This window comes from Streptomyces sp. NPDC050147, assembly GCF_040660195.1.
Classification (GTDB): domain Bacteria; phylum Actinomycetota; class Actinomycetes; order Streptomycetales; family Streptomycetaceae; genus Streptomyces.
Genome location: NZ_JBFALJ010000041.1, coordinates 38,605 through 52,637, shown reverse-complemented (window position 1 = coordinate 52,637; position 14,033 = coordinate 38,605). Strand labels below are relative to the sequence as shown.

Below are 14,033 nucleotides of genomic sequence, written 5' to 3'. Positions count from 1 at the left end.
GGTGCCCCGACGAACGGGTTCGGGAGGCCCCCCTCTGACGTGCTGGCTTGATGTACGGCTTTTCCGTACGGCCTATCCGTACGACCTCTCCGTACGGCCGGGGTCTACGCCCAGGTGATGAGCCGCTTGGGCTGCTCCAGGATCGCCGCCACGTCGGCGAGGACCTTGGAGCCGAGCTCGCCGTCGACCAGGCGGTGGTCGAAGGAGAGCGCGAGCGTCGTCACCTGACGCGGCTTGACCTTGCCCTTGTGGACCCAGGGCTGGAGCTTGATCGTGCCGACCGCGAGGATCGCGGACTCGCCCGGGTTCAGGATCGGCGTGCCGGTGTCGACGCCGAAGACGCCGACGTTCGTGATGGTGACCGTGCCGCCCTGCATCGCGGCCGGCGACGTCTTGCCGTCGCGGGCCGTGGACACCAACTCGCCCAGGGAAGCGGCCAGTTCCGGCAGCGTCTTGGCGTGCGCGTCCTTGATGTTCGGGACGACCAGGCCACGCGGGGTCGCGGCGGCGATGCCCAGGTTCACGTAGTGCTTCTGGACGATTTCCTGGTTCGCCTCGTCCCAGGACGCGTTGACGTCCGGGTTGCGCCGGACCGCCACCAGCAGCGCCTTGGAGATGAGCAGGAGCGGATTGACGCGCAGGCCCGCGAAGGCCTTGTCCACCTTGAGCTCATCGACCAGCTTCATCGTCCGCGTCACGTCCACCGTCACGAACTCCGTGACGTGCGGCGCCGTGAAGGCCGAACCGACCATCGCCTGGGCGATCGCCTTGCGGACGCCCTTGACGGGGACGCGGGTCTCGCGGGCGTCGCCACCGACCGCGGGGGCTGCGGCGGGGGCGGTGTGGGGAGCGGAGGCCTCGGCGGCCACCTGCTCCGGCGCGGACTGCGGGGCCGGGGCGGCGGCCGGAGCCACCGCCGCGTGCACGTCCTCGCGCGTGATGATCCCGTCGGGATGGGACGGGACGATGGACGTGAGGTCGACTCCCAGGTCCTTGGCGAGCTTGCGCACCGGCGGCTTGGCCAGCGGCCGACTGCCCGTGGGGGCGGCGGTCGCCGCGGATGCGGCAGAGGCGGAGGCAGCGGAGCCGGAAGCGGCGGCGGCCGTTCCGGAGCCTGAGCCGTTCAGCTCGGCCTGGACCGCTGCCGCGTAGTACGTCCCGGCGGCCTCGGCCTGCTCCGAAGCGGCCTTGCGCGCGCGGCGCTTCGTCGAGGCCTCGGCGACCCCGTAGCCCACGAGCACGGGCTGCCGGCCCACGGGGGCGGCCTCCTCGGCGGGAGCGGCTTCCTCCACCGGGGCGGTGGCCTCGGCGGGGGCGGGCTCGGCGGAGGCATCGGTGGGGGCGGCGGGCGCGGCAGGCGTGTTTCCGCCGGACACGTCCACCGCGATGATCACCTGGCCGACGTCGACCGTGGTGCCCTCGGGAAAGCGCAGTTCCCGTACGACCCCGTTGAACGGAATGGGCAGTTCGACGGCGGCCTTGGCCGTCTCGACCTCACACACCACCTGCCCGTCGGTGACCGTGTCACCGGGTGCCACGAACCACTTGAGGATCTCGGCCTCGGTGAGCCCCTCGCCCACGTCGGGCATCTTGAACTCGGCCAGCGCAGCGTCTGTCATCGTCGTCACGACCCTCTCCCTCAGTACGCCAGCGAGCGGTCGACAGTGTCGAGCACCCGGTCGAGGCCCGGCAGGTACTCCTCTTCAAGACGCGCCGGCGGATACGGCGCGTGGAAACCGCCGACCCGCAGCACGGGAGCTTCGAGGTGGTAGAAGCAGCGCTCGGTGATGCGAGCCGCGATCTCCGCGCCCGCGCCCAGGAAGACGGGGGCCTCATGGACCACGACGAGCCTGCGCGTCTTCTCGACCGAGGACTGCACCGCGTCGAAGTCCATCGGCGACATGGAGCGCAGGTCAACGACCTCGAGGGACTTGCCCTCTTCGGCGGCGGCCGCCGCGGCCTCCAGACAGACCTTCACCATCGGGCCGTACGCGACGAGCGTGAGGTCCGTGCCCTCGCGGGCGACGCGGGCCTTGTGCAGCGGCGCGGGGATGGCGTCGGTGTCGACCTCGCTCTTGTCCCAGTAACGCCGCTTCGGCTCGAAGAAGATCACCGGGTCGTCGCTCTGGATGGCCTGCTGCATCATCCAGTAGGCATCCGAGGAGTTCGACGGCGAGACGACCTTGAGCCCCGCCACGTGGGCGAACAGCGCCTCGGGCGACTCGCTGTGGTGCTCGACCGCGCCGATGCCGCCGCCGTACGGAATGCGGATGACGACCGGCATCTTGATCTTGCCGAGTGCACGGGCGTGCATCTTCGCGAGCTGCGTGACGATCTGGTCGTACGCAGGGAAGACGAAGCCGTCGAACTGGATCTCCACCACCGGGCGGTAACCCCGCAGGGCCAGGCCGATGGCCGTGCCGACGATGCCGGACTCGGCGAGCGGCGTGTCGATGACACGGTCCTCGCCGAAGTCCTTCTGCAGCCCGTCCGTCACGCGGAAGACGCCGCCGAGCTTGCCGACGTCCTCGCCCATGATGAGGACCTTGGGGTCGGTGTCCAGCGCCGTACGCAGCGATTCGTTGATCGCTTTGGCAAGGGGAAGTTTCTGTACGCCCATGGTCACTTACCGCCTTCTTCAGCGAAGGACGCTTGGTAGGCGGCGAACTGCGCGCGCTCCTCGTCGACCAGCGCATGCCCGTCCGCATACGCGTTCTCGAAGATCGCCATCAGATCCGGATCCGGCATCGCTCGCACCACCTCTCGCACTCGCTTGCCCAACGCTTCGCTCTCCGCCTCGAGTTCCGCGAAAAATCCCTCATCAGCGTGGTCTTCGGACTCGAGATAGGTCCGCAGGCGCAGGATCGGGTCCTTCGCCTCCCAGGCCTCGCGCTCGTCGTCGTTGCGGTACTTGGTCGGGTCGTCGGACGTGGTGTGCGCGCCCATGCGGTAGGTGAACGCCTCGATGAGCGCCGGGCCCTCGCCCGTACGCGCCCGCTCCAGGGCCCACTTGGTGACGGCGAGCACGGCGAGCACGTCGTTGCCGTCGACCCGCACACCAGGGAAGCCGAAGCCCTGCGCGCGCTGGTAGAGCGGCACCCGGGTCTGCTTCTCGGTGGGCTCGGAGATCGCCCACTGGTTGTTCTGGCAGAAGAACACGACGGGAGCGTTGTAGACCGCGGAGAAGGTGAAGGCCTCGGCGACATCGCCCTGGCTGGAGGCGCCGTCCCCGAAGTACGCGATCACGGCCGAGTCCGCGCCGTCCTTGGCCACGCCCATCGCGTAACCGGTGGCGTGCAGGGTCTGCGAGCCGATGACGATCGTGTACAGGTGGAAGTTGTTGGTGTTCGGGTTCCAGCCACCGTGGTTCACGCCGCGGAACATCCCGAGCAGATTGGTCGGGTCGACCCCGCGGCACCAGGCGACACCGTGCTCGCGGTAGGTCGGGAAGACGTAGTCGTCCTCGCGGGTGGCGCGGCCGGAGCCGATCTGGGCGGCTTCCTGGCCGAGCAGCGAGGCCCACAGGCCGAGCTCGCCCTGGCGCTGCAGGGAGGTGGCCTCGGCGTCGAAGCGGCGGGTGAGGACCATGTCGCGGTACAGGGCGCGCAGCTCGTCGGCGGTGATGTCCGCGACGTACGCGTCGTACTCAGGATTCTTGACCCGCTTGCCCTCGGGGGTCAGCAGCTGGATCAGCTGGGGCTCCGTGCTTTTCTTCGGCGCGGCCTTCTTGGCGCTTGCGCGCTTGCCGCCGCTGGTACTGCTGCGGCGCGGTGTGCGCGCGGCGGTGCTCTCCACGGTCACGTGTGCTCCTCCGTCGGTCCGGCCCCCGGGATTACCGGGTAAGCCAGTGCGGCTCGCCTGGTCCGTGCCCGCGCACGGGGTGGGTGCGACTCGGCCGGGAACAGGCGTGACAGGTGCCCCGGCGAGCGCCCTGCACAATGCACGTTACCCAGTGCTTCCCAATTCTGTGAAACCCCATCTGACCTGCGAATTTGCTTGGATTTCCAAGTATCTGACTGCTTGGATTACCGAGTAAATCCAGAAAGTCGGGAACAGTTCCTGGTCACAGCACTGATCACAGCCTGGCAGGGGGCCGGAACACCGGCACGTTATCCCGGCCACCCCACGCACGGGAAGGGTTCAGCTCGGGCATCGACAGAGATCGTGTGTGAGACTGACTCCGTGCGCGAAGACGGAAAAATTACGGTATTTCTCCTCGACGACCACGAAGTGGTGCGGCGAGGAGTCCATGAGCTGCTCTCCGTCGAGTCCGACATCGAGGTCGTCGGGGAGGCCGGAACAGCGGCGGACGCCCTGGTCAGAATCCCGGCGACACAGCCGGACGTGGCCGTTTTGGACGTGCGCCTTCCGGACGGCAGCGGCGTGGAGGTATGCCGCGAGATCCGTTCTCAGAACGAGGACATCAAATGCCTGATGCTCACCTCGTTCGCGGACGACGAGGCTCTCTTCGACGCGATCATGGCGGGCGCCTCCGGCTATGTCCTGAAGGCCATCCGCGGCAATGAACTGCTCTCCGCCGTACGTGACGTGGCAGCCGGAAAGTCCTTGCTCGACCCCGTCGCCACGGCCCGCGTCCTGGAACGGCTGCGCGACGGAAACACCCCCAAGGGCGACGACCGTCTGGCGAACCTCACCGACCAGGAGCGCAAGATCCTCGACCTGATCGGCGAGGGCCTGACCAACCGGGTGATCGGCGAACGGCTGCACCTCGCCGAAAAGACGATCAAGAATTACGTGTCCAGCCTGCTCTCCAAGCTCGGCATGGAGCGACGCTCCCAGGCGGCCGCTTACGTGGCCCGCATGCAGGCCGAACGGCAGCACTGAGGCGGGGCTGAGGCAGCCGGTCACCACGCGTGACGTTTTGTGGCCGGAAACGGGACTTACGTCCCCGGTCCCTAGGGGCGGGGTGCCCTTACCCGGCCCCCCGCCGGTGCCAGAGGGTGGACGCATGCCCTCCGACGCTCAGGAACAGGACGAACGGCTCGCCTTCGAACTGCTCGGCCGCACCGACTACGGCCGGGTCGCGACCAGCATGCGTGCGCTGCCCTTCCTCGCCGCGGCCCGCCACGTCGTTATGGACGGCCGGATTCTGCTGCGGATGCACAGGGGATACGGGTACCACGAGGCCTGCATCGGCAGCGTCATCGCCTACGGGGCGGACAACCTCAGCGCCGAGACCGCGCGCACGGGGCAGTGGACCGTGCAGTTCGTCGGCTTGTGCGAGGCCGTCGAACCGACCACCGCCGAGCTGGAACTCTTCGGCCCTGGCCCGCATTACGTGGACGGTGAGCTCTATGACCCGGTCTACCTGCGCATAGAGCCGCAGCTGGCCACGGTGCACACCCTCTACGGCGGCCGTCAGCGGCAGCTTCAGCGCAGCTTCTGAACCCGTACACCGCGATACACGCGCGCGTGCGTCTCGTTCACGGGCCCGTACCACGGGCCTGTACGCCTCGGCTCAGCCTTCGGCGCCGCCGTTGGCCTCGCCCTCCGTGCCGCCGGTAACCGGCGATTCGTCACCACCGCCGGTGGGGGTGGGGTCGTCGGTCGGCGTCGTCGGGTCGTCCGTCGGCTCGGTGGGGTCGTCCGTCGGCTCCGTCGGGTCGTCCGTCGGCTGGCTCTCGGTGGGCGTCGTGGGAGCCGTCGGGCCGGTGGTGTTCGGCTGCTCCGGCGTCCAGTCGCCCTGACCGCCGGACCCGTCGCCGGGCGTCGCGGTCTCGTCCGAGGTCTCCTCGTCCGCGCTCTTGCTCGGCTTCTTCGTCTCCGACTGCTTCGTCGGCGCCTTGGTCGGGGTGTCCTTGTCCTTGGTCTTGTCGTCGCCCGCCGTCAGGGCGAACGCGACGCCCACGGCGATCGCGATGACCGCAAGCACGGCAAGGATCCACACCTTGCCCCGGCCGCCACCGTTCCCGTCACGGTGACTGCCGTCGAAGCCGCCGTCGTCGCTGCCCGGCGGACGCAGCATGGCGCCCGGGATCTGCGCGGTGCCCGAGTCGCCCGGGTGCTGCATCGCGGCGGCACCGGCGACGCCCATCGCCGGGGTGCTGCCGCCCTCGTGCATGCCCGCGACGTCGACGGGACCGGTGTTCCAGGTCCCGGTGTGGCTGCCCTGCTCGTGCAGCATCTGCAGCCCGTACTGGACCAGACCGCGCATCTCCTCCGCGGTCTGGAACCGGTCGTCCGGGTCCTTGGCGAGCGAACGCATGACCAGGCCGTCCAGCTCCGGCGGCGCCGCGTCCGAGGTCTCGGACGGCGGCACGGGGATGTCCTGCACGTGCTGGTAGACCACGGAGAGCGGCGTCTCACCGGTGAACGGCGGCCGCAGGGCGAGGAGTTCGTAGAGCAGACAGCCGGTCGCGTACAGGTCGGAACGGTGGTCGACGGCCTTGCCGAGCGCCTGCTCCGGGGAGAGGTACTGGGGCGTGCCCATGACCATGCCGGTCTGGGTCATCGTCGACTGGGCGCCGTGCAGCGCACGGGCGATGCCGAAGTCCATCACCTTGACCGCGCCGGTCTCGGTGATGATGACGTTCGCGGGCTTGATGTCACGGTGCACGATGCCGTGCTGGTGCGAGTACGCGAGCGCCTCGAGCACCCCGGAGACGATGATCAGCGCCTGCTCGGGACCCGGCGCCTCCGCGTTGAGCAGCAGCTCGCGGATCGTCCGGCCCTCGACGATCTCCATGACGATGTACGGGACGACACTCGGCCCGACGACGTCCTCGCCGGAGTCGTAGACCGCCACCACCGCATGGTGGTTGAGCCCCGCGACCGACTGGGCCTCGCGTGTGAAGCGGGCCTTGGAGACCGGGTCCTCGGCGAGGTCGGAGCGGAGCAGCTTGACGGCGACCGTACGACCAAGTCGTACGTCCTCGGCCGCGAACACCTCGGCCATGCCGCCCCGGCCGAGTCTGCGGGTCAGCCGATACCGGCCGTCCCCTACAAGCCCGCCGTTGCCCCACAACTCCGGCGCATCTGACATACCGCCGCCAGTCGCCTCGGGGTCGGACGGGCCCTGAGCGCGCTGCGTCTGTGCCATCAGTCCTCGCCGTCGTTTCTGGTCGTGGTGCTCGGTGGTACCGGGGGAACCCCGCCGGGCCACGCTACAGCCTTCGCGCGGCGCGGCGGTTCGAGGTGGACCGGACATCAAACCCGCCGAGTGCCCCCGCGCGCAAACTTGTAACGCTTCCGAGACGCTTCTTGCGCGTACGGTCACGGAACGGGCATCGAGCTTGACGTGTCGGTGCCCTCGGGCAGACTTGGCCAGGAATAGCGGGAATCGATCACCGATCGCGGAGCCGTCCGGCACACCGCGCCGATGGGGGACGCACGACATGAGCAGCCAGGACGGCGCACAGGGACGGTATGCGGGGCGCTCGCTGGCCGGTGGCCGGTACCAGCTGCGCGATCTTCTCGGTGAGGGCGGCATGGCCTCCGTCCACCTGGCGTACGACTCCGTACTCGACCGCCAAGTCGCTATCAAGACGCTCCACAGCGAACTCGGCCGCGAGCAGTCCTTCCGCGAGCGCTTCCGCCGCGAGGCCCAGGCGGTGGCCAAGCTCACGCACACGAACATCGTCTCGGTCTTCGACACCGGCGAGGAAGACCTCGACGGCGCGACGATGCCGTACATCGTCATGGAGTACGTGGAGGGCAAGCCGCTCGGCTCCGTGCTCGACGCGTCCGTCACACAGTTCGGCGCGATGCCGACCGACCAGGCGCTGAAGATCACCGCCGATGTGCTCGCCGCGCTCGAGATCAGCCACGAGATGGGCCTGGTCCACCGCGACATCAAGCCCGGCAACGTGATGATGACGAAGCGCAACGTCGTCAAGGTCATGGACTTCGGCATCGCCCGCGCCATGCAGTCCGGCGTCACCTCCATGACGCAGACCGGCATGGTCGTCGGCACCCCCCAGTACCTCTCCCCTGAGCAGGCGCTCGGCCGCGGCGTGGACGCCCGGTCCGACCTCTACTCCGTCGGCATCATGCTGTTCCAGCTGACCACCGGGCGGCTGCCCTTCGAGGCGGACTCACCGCTGGCCATCGCGTACGCGCACGTCCAGGAGGAGCCGGTCGCTCCGTCCTCGATCAACCGCTCGCTGCCGCCCGCGGTGGACGCGATCGTCGCCCGCGCGCTGAAGAAGAACCCCAACGAGCGTTTCCCCACCGCCGAGGCGATGCGCGACGAGTGCCTGCGCGTCGCCCAGTCCCTGCAGGCTGCCGCGCCGAGCATCGTGCCGGGCGCCCAGACGGCGAGCGGCGCGGGCGTCGGCGCCGCGGTCTTCCCGCCGGTCGACTCCTCGCTCCCGCAGCAGAGCGGCGTCCAGACGCCGTACCAGCCGGGTCCGTACGGCCCTGCCACCCCGGCGCCGAACCCCGTGACCCCGGGCTACGGCTACCCGCAGCAGGGTGGCTACCCGACCCCGGCGCCCACCAACGCGTACGCCCCTCAGGCCTCGCAGACCCCTCCCCCGTACACGCTCTCGCCGCAGCCGGCGCAGACGTCTGCACAGAGCGGCGGATCGGGCTCGGGCGGCGGCAAGCGGAACATGCCGGTGATCGTCGGCTCGATCGTCGTCGCGTTGCTCGCCATCGGCGGTGTGATCACGGCGGTGTCGCTGAGCGGCGGGGACGACGGCGGCAAGGAAGCCAAGGGCAAGAAGTCGAGTGCGCCGGTGGCGGGGTACCGGGGGCCGGACCGGTCGAAGACGATCGAGACCGAAGAGTGCACCGAACCCGAGACGGCGTACAACGACGAGAACAAGATCAAGGTCCCTGACTTCACGTTCAGGGACTGGCGCTCGGTGCAGAAGTGCCTGCAGGCGGCCGGCTGGCAGTTCGACAAGCGCACGATGGACGAGAACACCTATGGGAAGGACACGGTCATGATGCAGTCCCCCAAGGAAGGCTCCGACATCGACCCGGACGACGTGGAGATCGAGTTCACCCTCTCCACGGGCAACCCGGCCTGACCGGCCGCATTAGCCGCAGCCTTGATCAGCCGCAGCCTGGTCAGCGGCAGCATCTGACGTGAAGGGCCCGGTCACCTCGTGACCGGGCCCTTCACGTCGTCGTATCCGGCTACCGTCCAACTGCCGTCCGGCTACCGCCTAGAGGTAAGGCCCTCCGGTCCGCCCCGCGATGCCGCCGTCCTCTTCGTCCTCCCCGCCGCCCACACCGGGCGGCAGCGCGCGCCGCATCGATTCGAGCTGCGCCCGCGCCGCCATCTGCTGTGCGAACAGGGCCGTCTGGATCCCGTGGAAGAGCCCTTCGAGCCAGCCCACGAGCTGGGCCTGCGCGATGCGCAGTTCGGCGTCGCTGGGTACTCCGTCGTCGGTGAAGGGGAGGGAGAGACGCTCCAGTTCCTCGACGAGCTCGGGGGCGAGACCGTCCTCGAGCTCCTTGACCGAACTGGCGTGGATCTCCTTGAGCCGCACCCGGCTCGCCTCGTCGAGAGGTGCCGCCCGCACCTCCTCGAGCAGCTGCTTGATCATGCTGCCGATCCGCATGACCTTCGCCGGCTGTTCGACCATGTCCGTCACCGGGACCTCGCGGGATTCGTCGTCTCCGCCGCCGCCGAGTGCCATTCCGTCCTGGCCCACGACCAGGACCTGCGGGCTCTCGGGCGACCTTTCGTTCCTCGGCATCTCCATGCCGCCATTCTCTCGCACCCGTACATCACACATCGGTGGTGCCCCCATTTGCCGCTGATCCACCGTGTACGAAGGGGCCGGACGTGTCAGACCGTCCTCCTTTTCAGCTCCGCCGCATCCGCACGGCGAAGAACCCGAGACCGAGGCCGATGAGCACCAGGCCGCTGCCCAGCGGCAGGACGCGCGGAGCGGGTACGACGGGTCCGGTGGCCGTCCGCCGGGTGGCGTCGGAGGCGGTGGTCGCCGGGTCCTGGGGGTCCTGGGGCCGCACCGCGGGGGGCGGGGTGGCGGCGGGCGTGGGGATCTGCCGGGGTGGCCTGCGGGGCGGCTCGGACGCCGCGACCGACGGCGCGGGTTCATCCCGGCCGGGCCTGGCACGCCCTTCGCCGGGGACGCTTCCGGCGCGGCTCTCACGGGGAGAGGGTTCGGCCGCGTACGAGGCCGCGTACGAGAGGGAGACGGGGGAGACGGCCATCAGCACCGTCAGGATCAACAAGGGGCGAAGCCATGGAGTCACCGCGCCGACTCCCTCCCGTTACCGGGTCGGAGAGATCACTGAAGCAGAGATCACTGAAGCTGGAGCAAGCGTCACATGGTGACGCTTGTCCGGCATCTTGAGTTCCGTTCCCCGCGCCCGAAGGGGCGGGGGGCGCGGTCGGTCGACCCGCGGGCGCGGCTAGCGGACGAGCAGCACCTTTCCGATGTGGCTGCTCTCCTCCAGGACGCGGTGGGCGGCAGCCGCGTCACTCATCGGGACCGTCTGGTCGACGATCGGGCGCACGTGGCCGGTGGTGATCAGCGGCCACACGTGCTCGCGCACCGCCGCGACGATCGACGCCTTCTCCTCGGCGGGACGGCCCCGCAGGGAGGTGGCGGTGACGGCGGCACGCTTACCGAGGAGCGTGGCGATGTTCAGCTCACCCTTGACTCCGCCCTGCATGCCGATGATCGCGAGACGGCCGTTGGTGGCGAGGGACTGTACGTTCCGGTCCAGGTACTTGGCGCCCATGTTGTCGAGGATGACGTCCGCGCCCGCGCCGTCCGTGGCGCTCTTGATCTCCTCGACGAAGTCCTGCTCGCGGTAGTTGATGAGGATGTCCGCGCCGAGCTCCCGGCAGAAGTCCAGCTTCTCCTTGGTGCCCGCGGTGACCGCCACCTTGGCGCCGACGGCCTTCGCCAGCTGGATCGCCATGGTGCCGATACCGCTGGAGCCGCCGTGCACGAGGAACGTCTCGCCGGGCCGGAGGTGGGAAATCATGAAGACGTTGGACCAGACGGTCGAGGTCACCTCGGGCAGCGCGGCCGCCGTGACGAGGTCGACGCCGTCGGGCACGGGCAGCAGCTGTCCCGCGGGGACGACGACCTGCTCGGCGTAGCCGCCGCCGGCCAGCAGCGCGCACACCTCGTCGCCGATCTTCCAGCCGGAGACACCCGGGCCGATGTCGGTGACACGGCCCGCGCATTCGAGGCCCGGATAGGGCGACGATCCGGGTGGCGGGTTGTAGAAGCCCTGGCGCTGGAGCAGGTCGGCGCGGTTCACGGCGCTGGCCACGACGTCGACCAGCACCTCGCCCTCGGCGGGTACGGGATCGGGGACCTCGGCCCATACGAGCGCTTCGGGTCCGCCGGCTTCGGGGATCGTGATCGCATGCATGCGGGCGAGGCTACTCTCTGCGCTTTCCTGTCGGCCCGACTACGTTCGCAGACCCTCCGCGCGGCGGATTCGACTCGGCCCGACTACGTCCGCAGGCCTCCGCGCGGCGGACTCGACCGGGCGTCGGGCGCCATCGGTGACGTCGGCGTCGCCCGCACGATGGTGATCAGGCGGTCCATCAACTGCAGCTTCCCGACGGCGGGATCGTCGTACCCGAGCACGCGATGACCTCGTACGACACTGACGACCAGGTCGTCCGTCTCCCGGACGCCGAGACCCACCTCGGCCTTTATCACCGGCCGCTCGACGAGATCGAGCCCACTGCCCTGCTGGATCAGGTCCTCCATGACCATGCCCGCGCTGGGGCTGAGCACGGAGAGACCGAGCAGCCGTCCCGCCGCGCTGGCGCTGGTGATCACGGCATCGGCGCCGGACTGGCGAAGCAGCGGGGCGTTCTCCTCCTCACGCACCGCGGCCACGATCTTCGCCCCGCGGTTCATCTGCCGGGCGGTCAGCGTGACCAGGACAGCGGTGTCGTCCCGCTGGGTCGCGATGATGATCTGCCGGGCGCGCTGCACCTCGGCACGGAGCAGCACGTCGCTGCGCGTCGCGTCGCCGATGACGCCCGCGTACCCCTCCGCCGTGGCGGCGTCGACGACCTTCGCGCTCGGGTCGACCACCACGATCTGCTCGGGCTTCAGACCTGTCGCACAGACGGTCTGGATCGCCGAGCGCCCCTTGGTGCCGAAGCCGACGACGACGGTGTGTTCACGCAAGTTGGACCTCCAGCGGTTCAGACGCCATTCCTCGCGCGTACGTTCCGTGAGCACTTCGAGAGTGGTGCCGACCAGGATGATCAGGAAAAGCACGCGCAACGGCGTGATCAGGAGAATGTTGCAGAGCCGCGCGCTGTCGCTGTACGGCACGATGTCGCCGTAACCGGTGGTCGAGAGCGTGACGGTGGAGTAGTAGGCGGCGTCGAGGAAGTCGAGCCGGTTGTCGGAGTTGTCGTGGTACCCGTCGCGGTCGATCCAGACGATGAAGGTCGTCAGGGCGAGTACCGCGAGCGCCATGAGGAGTCGCTTGGCGACCTGCCTCAGGGGCCGCTCGACGATCTGGCGCGGCAGCTTGATCCGGTGGGTGACGAGGTGTTCGTCGGGGTTGCGGGCGATGGCGTCGTGGCCGGGAAGTTTCACGTGAAACACTCCCCGGCCGTGTCGGTGTGCGGGTCGGGTCCGGCCCACGGGAGGTCGAGGACCTCCAGTTCCTGACCGCGCCGCGCGCCGCCCGGCGGGACGACCGCGAGCCCGTCGGCCACCGCGATGCCTCGCAGCATCGCCGGGCCGTTGTAGTGCAGGGGCACGGCGTGGTCGGCGCTGAGGGAGACGGGGACGAGACGGGTGTCGTGCGGGTGTCCGTGCACGTCCTCGCGCAGAACAGCGGTGTACGTTGACGGAGCGGGGCGCCCCGAGAGCGTACGCAGCAGGGGCTCGGCCAGGGTCAGCAGGCCGGAGATCGCGGCCAGCGGATTGCCGGGCAGGCCCACGAGGTGCTGATCGGGGCGGATGCGGGCGAGCAGCATGGGGTGCCCCGGGCGGACCGCGACTCCGTCCACGAGGAGTTCGGCGCCGATGCGGCGCAGGATGGGGTGGACGTGGTCGACCGGGCCGGAGGCGGTGCCGCCGGTGGTGACGATGAGGTCGGCGGCGGAGCTCGTGAGGGCCTGGTGGAGCGCCTCGGCATCGTCACCCAGCCTGCGTACGGCGATGACGTCCGCGCCGAGCGAGCGCAGCCAGGGCGGCAGCAGGGGCCCGAGCGCGTCCCGGATGAGCCCCTCGTGGGGGAGTCCCTCGGTCAGCAACTCGTCCCCGAGGATCAGCACTTCGGCGCTTGGGCGGGGGACCACGGGCAGTTCGTCGTACCCCGCGGCCGCCGCGAGGCCGAGCACCGCCGGGGTCACCAGGGCGCCGGGCGGCAGGAGCCGGTCACCGGAACGGCACTCCTGACCACGTGGGCGGATGTCCTGCCCTTGAGTGACATCACGCCGGGGGTGCAGCCGCCCCTTGTCGTCGGTGAGGCCGTGCTCGCTGCGGATGACGGCGGTGGCCTCCTGCGGGATCCGCGCCCCGGTCGCGATCCGCACGGCTTCCCCGTCGGAGAGCGGTTCCGGCCGCCCGTGCCCGGCGAGAATCCCGTCGGCCTGAACGTCCCAGGGGCCGGGCCCCGCGACGACCCAGCCGTCCATCGCGGAGGTGTCGAACGGGGGCAGATCGGTGAGCGCCACGAGGGGCGCCGCCAGCACGAGACCGAGCGCTTGCCCCAGGGGGACGGTGACGGGCACGGATGCGGAGGACGCAGGCCGCGGGGCACGCCCGGCAGCGGTGCGGGCGACGGGCCAGGGGGTGATGTCGCGGTGCTCGGGCCGGCTGCCGGGGGCTTGGTTCTCGGCGCCTGCGGATCCGCCGCCGTTCGGCGGTGTCGGCCCTTGCTCGCCGGGGCGCGGCGCGGCGGAGGCAGTGGGCGTGGGGACGGGCGCGCACGAGGGCCGGGGCGCGGTGTCGTCCGGCGCGCTTCGGGGTGCGCCGCCGACGGGCTCGGCGCCGGGGCGCCTGCCGGTCCTGCGGCCGTGGTCATCATTCACCAGGGCGAGAGCCTCATCGAGCTCGGCATCCGGCACAGGCTGCCCACTCATCCGGCATCCG

At 70.0% G+C, this 14,033-nt stretch carries 12 protein-coding genes; 3 read left to right on the top strand and 9 right to left on the bottom strand.

Annotation, left to right across the window (positions count from 1 at the left end; all coding sequences use genetic code 11):
• Nucleotides 1-104: 104 nt before the first annotated feature.
• Genes AB0I94_RS39815 through pdhA form a run of 3 tightly spaced genes read right to left on the bottom strand, consistent with a single transcriptional unit; the run spans nt 105 to nt 3,801 of the window.
• Entirely contained in the window at nt 105-1,628 is a 1,524-nt protein-coding gene (locus AB0I94_RS39815) for a dihydrolipoamide acetyltransferase family protein (protein WP_363314700.1), read from the bottom strand.
• Between the two features lie 11 nt (nt 1,629-1,639).
• Nucleotides 1,640-2,620, bottom strand: a complete 981-nt coding sequence (locus AB0I94_RS39810; protein ID WP_363314699.1) for an alpha-ketoacid dehydrogenase subunit beta — start codon at nt 2,618-2,620, stop codon at nt 1,640-1,642.
• Between the two features lie 2 nt (nt 2,621-2,622).
• Nucleotides 2,623-3,801 carry a pyruvate dehydrogenase (acetyl-transferring) E1 component subunit alpha gene (gene pdhA, locus AB0I94_RS39805; protein ID WP_363314698.1) on the bottom strand — a complete coding sequence of 393 codons (1,179 nt, stop codon included), beginning with the start codon at nt 3,799-3,801 and terminating at the stop codon, nt 2,623-2,625.
• 381 nt (nt 3,802-4,182) lie between these two features.
• Here pdhA and AB0I94_RS39800 point away from each other — a divergent pair, with 381 nt between their 5' ends.
• Nucleotides 4,183-4,845, top strand: coding sequence for a response regulator transcription factor (locus tag AB0I94_RS39800; RefSeq protein ID WP_363314697.1), 663 nt, complete (start codon nt 4,183-4,185; stop codon nt 4,843-4,845).
• 124 nt (nt 4,846-4,969) lie between these two features.
• Entirely contained in the window at nt 4,970-5,407 is a 438-nt protein-coding gene (locus tag AB0I94_RS39795; RefSeq protein ID WP_363314696.1) for a pyridoxamine 5'-phosphate oxidase family protein, read from the top strand.
• A 72-nt stretch (nt 5,408-5,479) separates the two neighbouring features.
• Here AB0I94_RS39795 and AB0I94_RS39790 read toward each other — a convergent pair whose 3' ends face one another.
• Complete coding sequence (locus AB0I94_RS39790) at nt 5,480-7,060, bottom strand: protein kinase (RefSeq protein WP_363314695.1); 1,581 nt, start codon at nt 7,058-7,060, stop codon at nt 5,480-5,482.
• A 295-nt stretch (nt 7,061-7,355) separates the two neighbouring features.
• Here AB0I94_RS39790 and AB0I94_RS39785 point away from each other — a divergent pair, with 295 nt between their 5' ends.
• On the top strand, nt 7,356-8,996 hold the full coding sequence (locus tag AB0I94_RS39785) for a protein kinase (protein WP_363314694.1): 1,641 nt from the start codon (nt 7,356-7,358) through the stop codon (nt 8,994-8,996).
• A 138-nt stretch (nt 8,997-9,134) separates the two neighbouring features.
• Here AB0I94_RS39785 and AB0I94_RS39780 read toward each other — a convergent pair whose 3' ends face one another.
• The 5 genes from AB0I94_RS39780 to AB0I94_RS39760 all read right to left on the bottom strand — a co-directional run bounded on the left by AB0I94_RS39780 (nt 9,135) and on the right by AB0I94_RS39760 (nt 14,023).
• Nucleotides 9,135-9,677 (bottom strand): bacterial proteasome activator family protein, encoded by a 543-nt coding sequence (locus tag AB0I94_RS39780; RefSeq protein WP_363314693.1) that lies wholly within the window; start codon nt 9,675-9,677, stop codon nt 9,135-9,137.
• A gap of 103 nt (nt 9,678-9,780) precedes the next feature.
• Nucleotides 9,781-10,194, bottom strand: a complete 414-nt coding sequence (locus tag AB0I94_RS39775; protein WP_363314692.1) for a hypothetical protein — start codon at nt 10,192-10,194, stop codon at nt 9,781-9,783.
• Between the two features lie 159 nt (nt 10,195-10,353).
• On the bottom strand, nt 10,354-11,331 hold the full coding sequence (locus tag AB0I94_RS39770) for an NAD(P)H-quinone oxidoreductase (RefSeq protein ID WP_363314691.1): 978 nt from the start codon (nt 11,329-11,331) through the stop codon (nt 10,354-10,356).
• Nucleotides 11,332-11,414: 83 nt separating this feature from the next.
• Nucleotides 11,415-12,536, bottom strand: coding sequence for a potassium channel family protein (locus AB0I94_RS39765; protein WP_363314690.1), 1,122 nt, complete (start codon nt 12,534-12,536; stop codon nt 11,415-11,417).
• Complete coding sequence (locus AB0I94_RS39760; RefSeq protein WP_363314689.1) at nt 12,524-14,023, bottom strand: molybdopterin-binding protein; 1,500 nt, start codon at nt 14,021-14,023, stop codon at nt 12,524-12,526. Before AB0I94_RS39760 ends, AB0I94_RS39765 begins: the two co-directional genes overlap by 13 nt.
• Between the last annotated feature and the right edge of the window lie 10 nt (nt 14,024-14,033).

Bases quoted from the DNA above. Each gene is read 5' to 3' on its own strand.
- AB0I94_RS39810 (WP_363314699.1), bottom strand. From the start codon at position 2,620: ATGGGCGTACAGAAACTTCCCCTTGCCAAAGCGATCAACGAATCGCTG.
- AB0I94_RS39795 (WP_363314696.1), top strand. From the start codon at position 4,970: ATGCCCTCCGACGCTCAGGAACAGGACGAACGGCTCGCCTTCGAACTG.
- AB0I94_RS39790 (WP_363314695.1), bottom strand. From the start codon at position 7,060: ATGGCACAGACGCAGCGCGCTCAGGGCCCGTCCGACCCCGAGGCGACT.
- AB0I94_RS39785 (WP_363314694.1), top strand. From the start codon at position 7,356: ATGAGCAGCCAGGACGGCGCACAGGGACGGTATGCGGGGCGCTCGCTG.
- AB0I94_RS39780 (WP_363314693.1), bottom strand. From the start codon at position 9,677: ATGGAGATGCCGAGGAACGAAAGGTCGCCCGAGAGCCCGCAGGTCCTG.
- AB0I94_RS39770 (WP_363314691.1), bottom strand. From the start codon at position 11,331: ATGCATGCGATCACGATCCCCGAAGCCGGCGGACCCGAAGCGCTCGTA.
- AB0I94_RS39760 (WP_363314689.1), bottom strand. From the start codon at position 14,023: ATGAGTGGGCAGCCTGTGCCGGATGCCGAGCTCGATGAGGCTCTCGCC.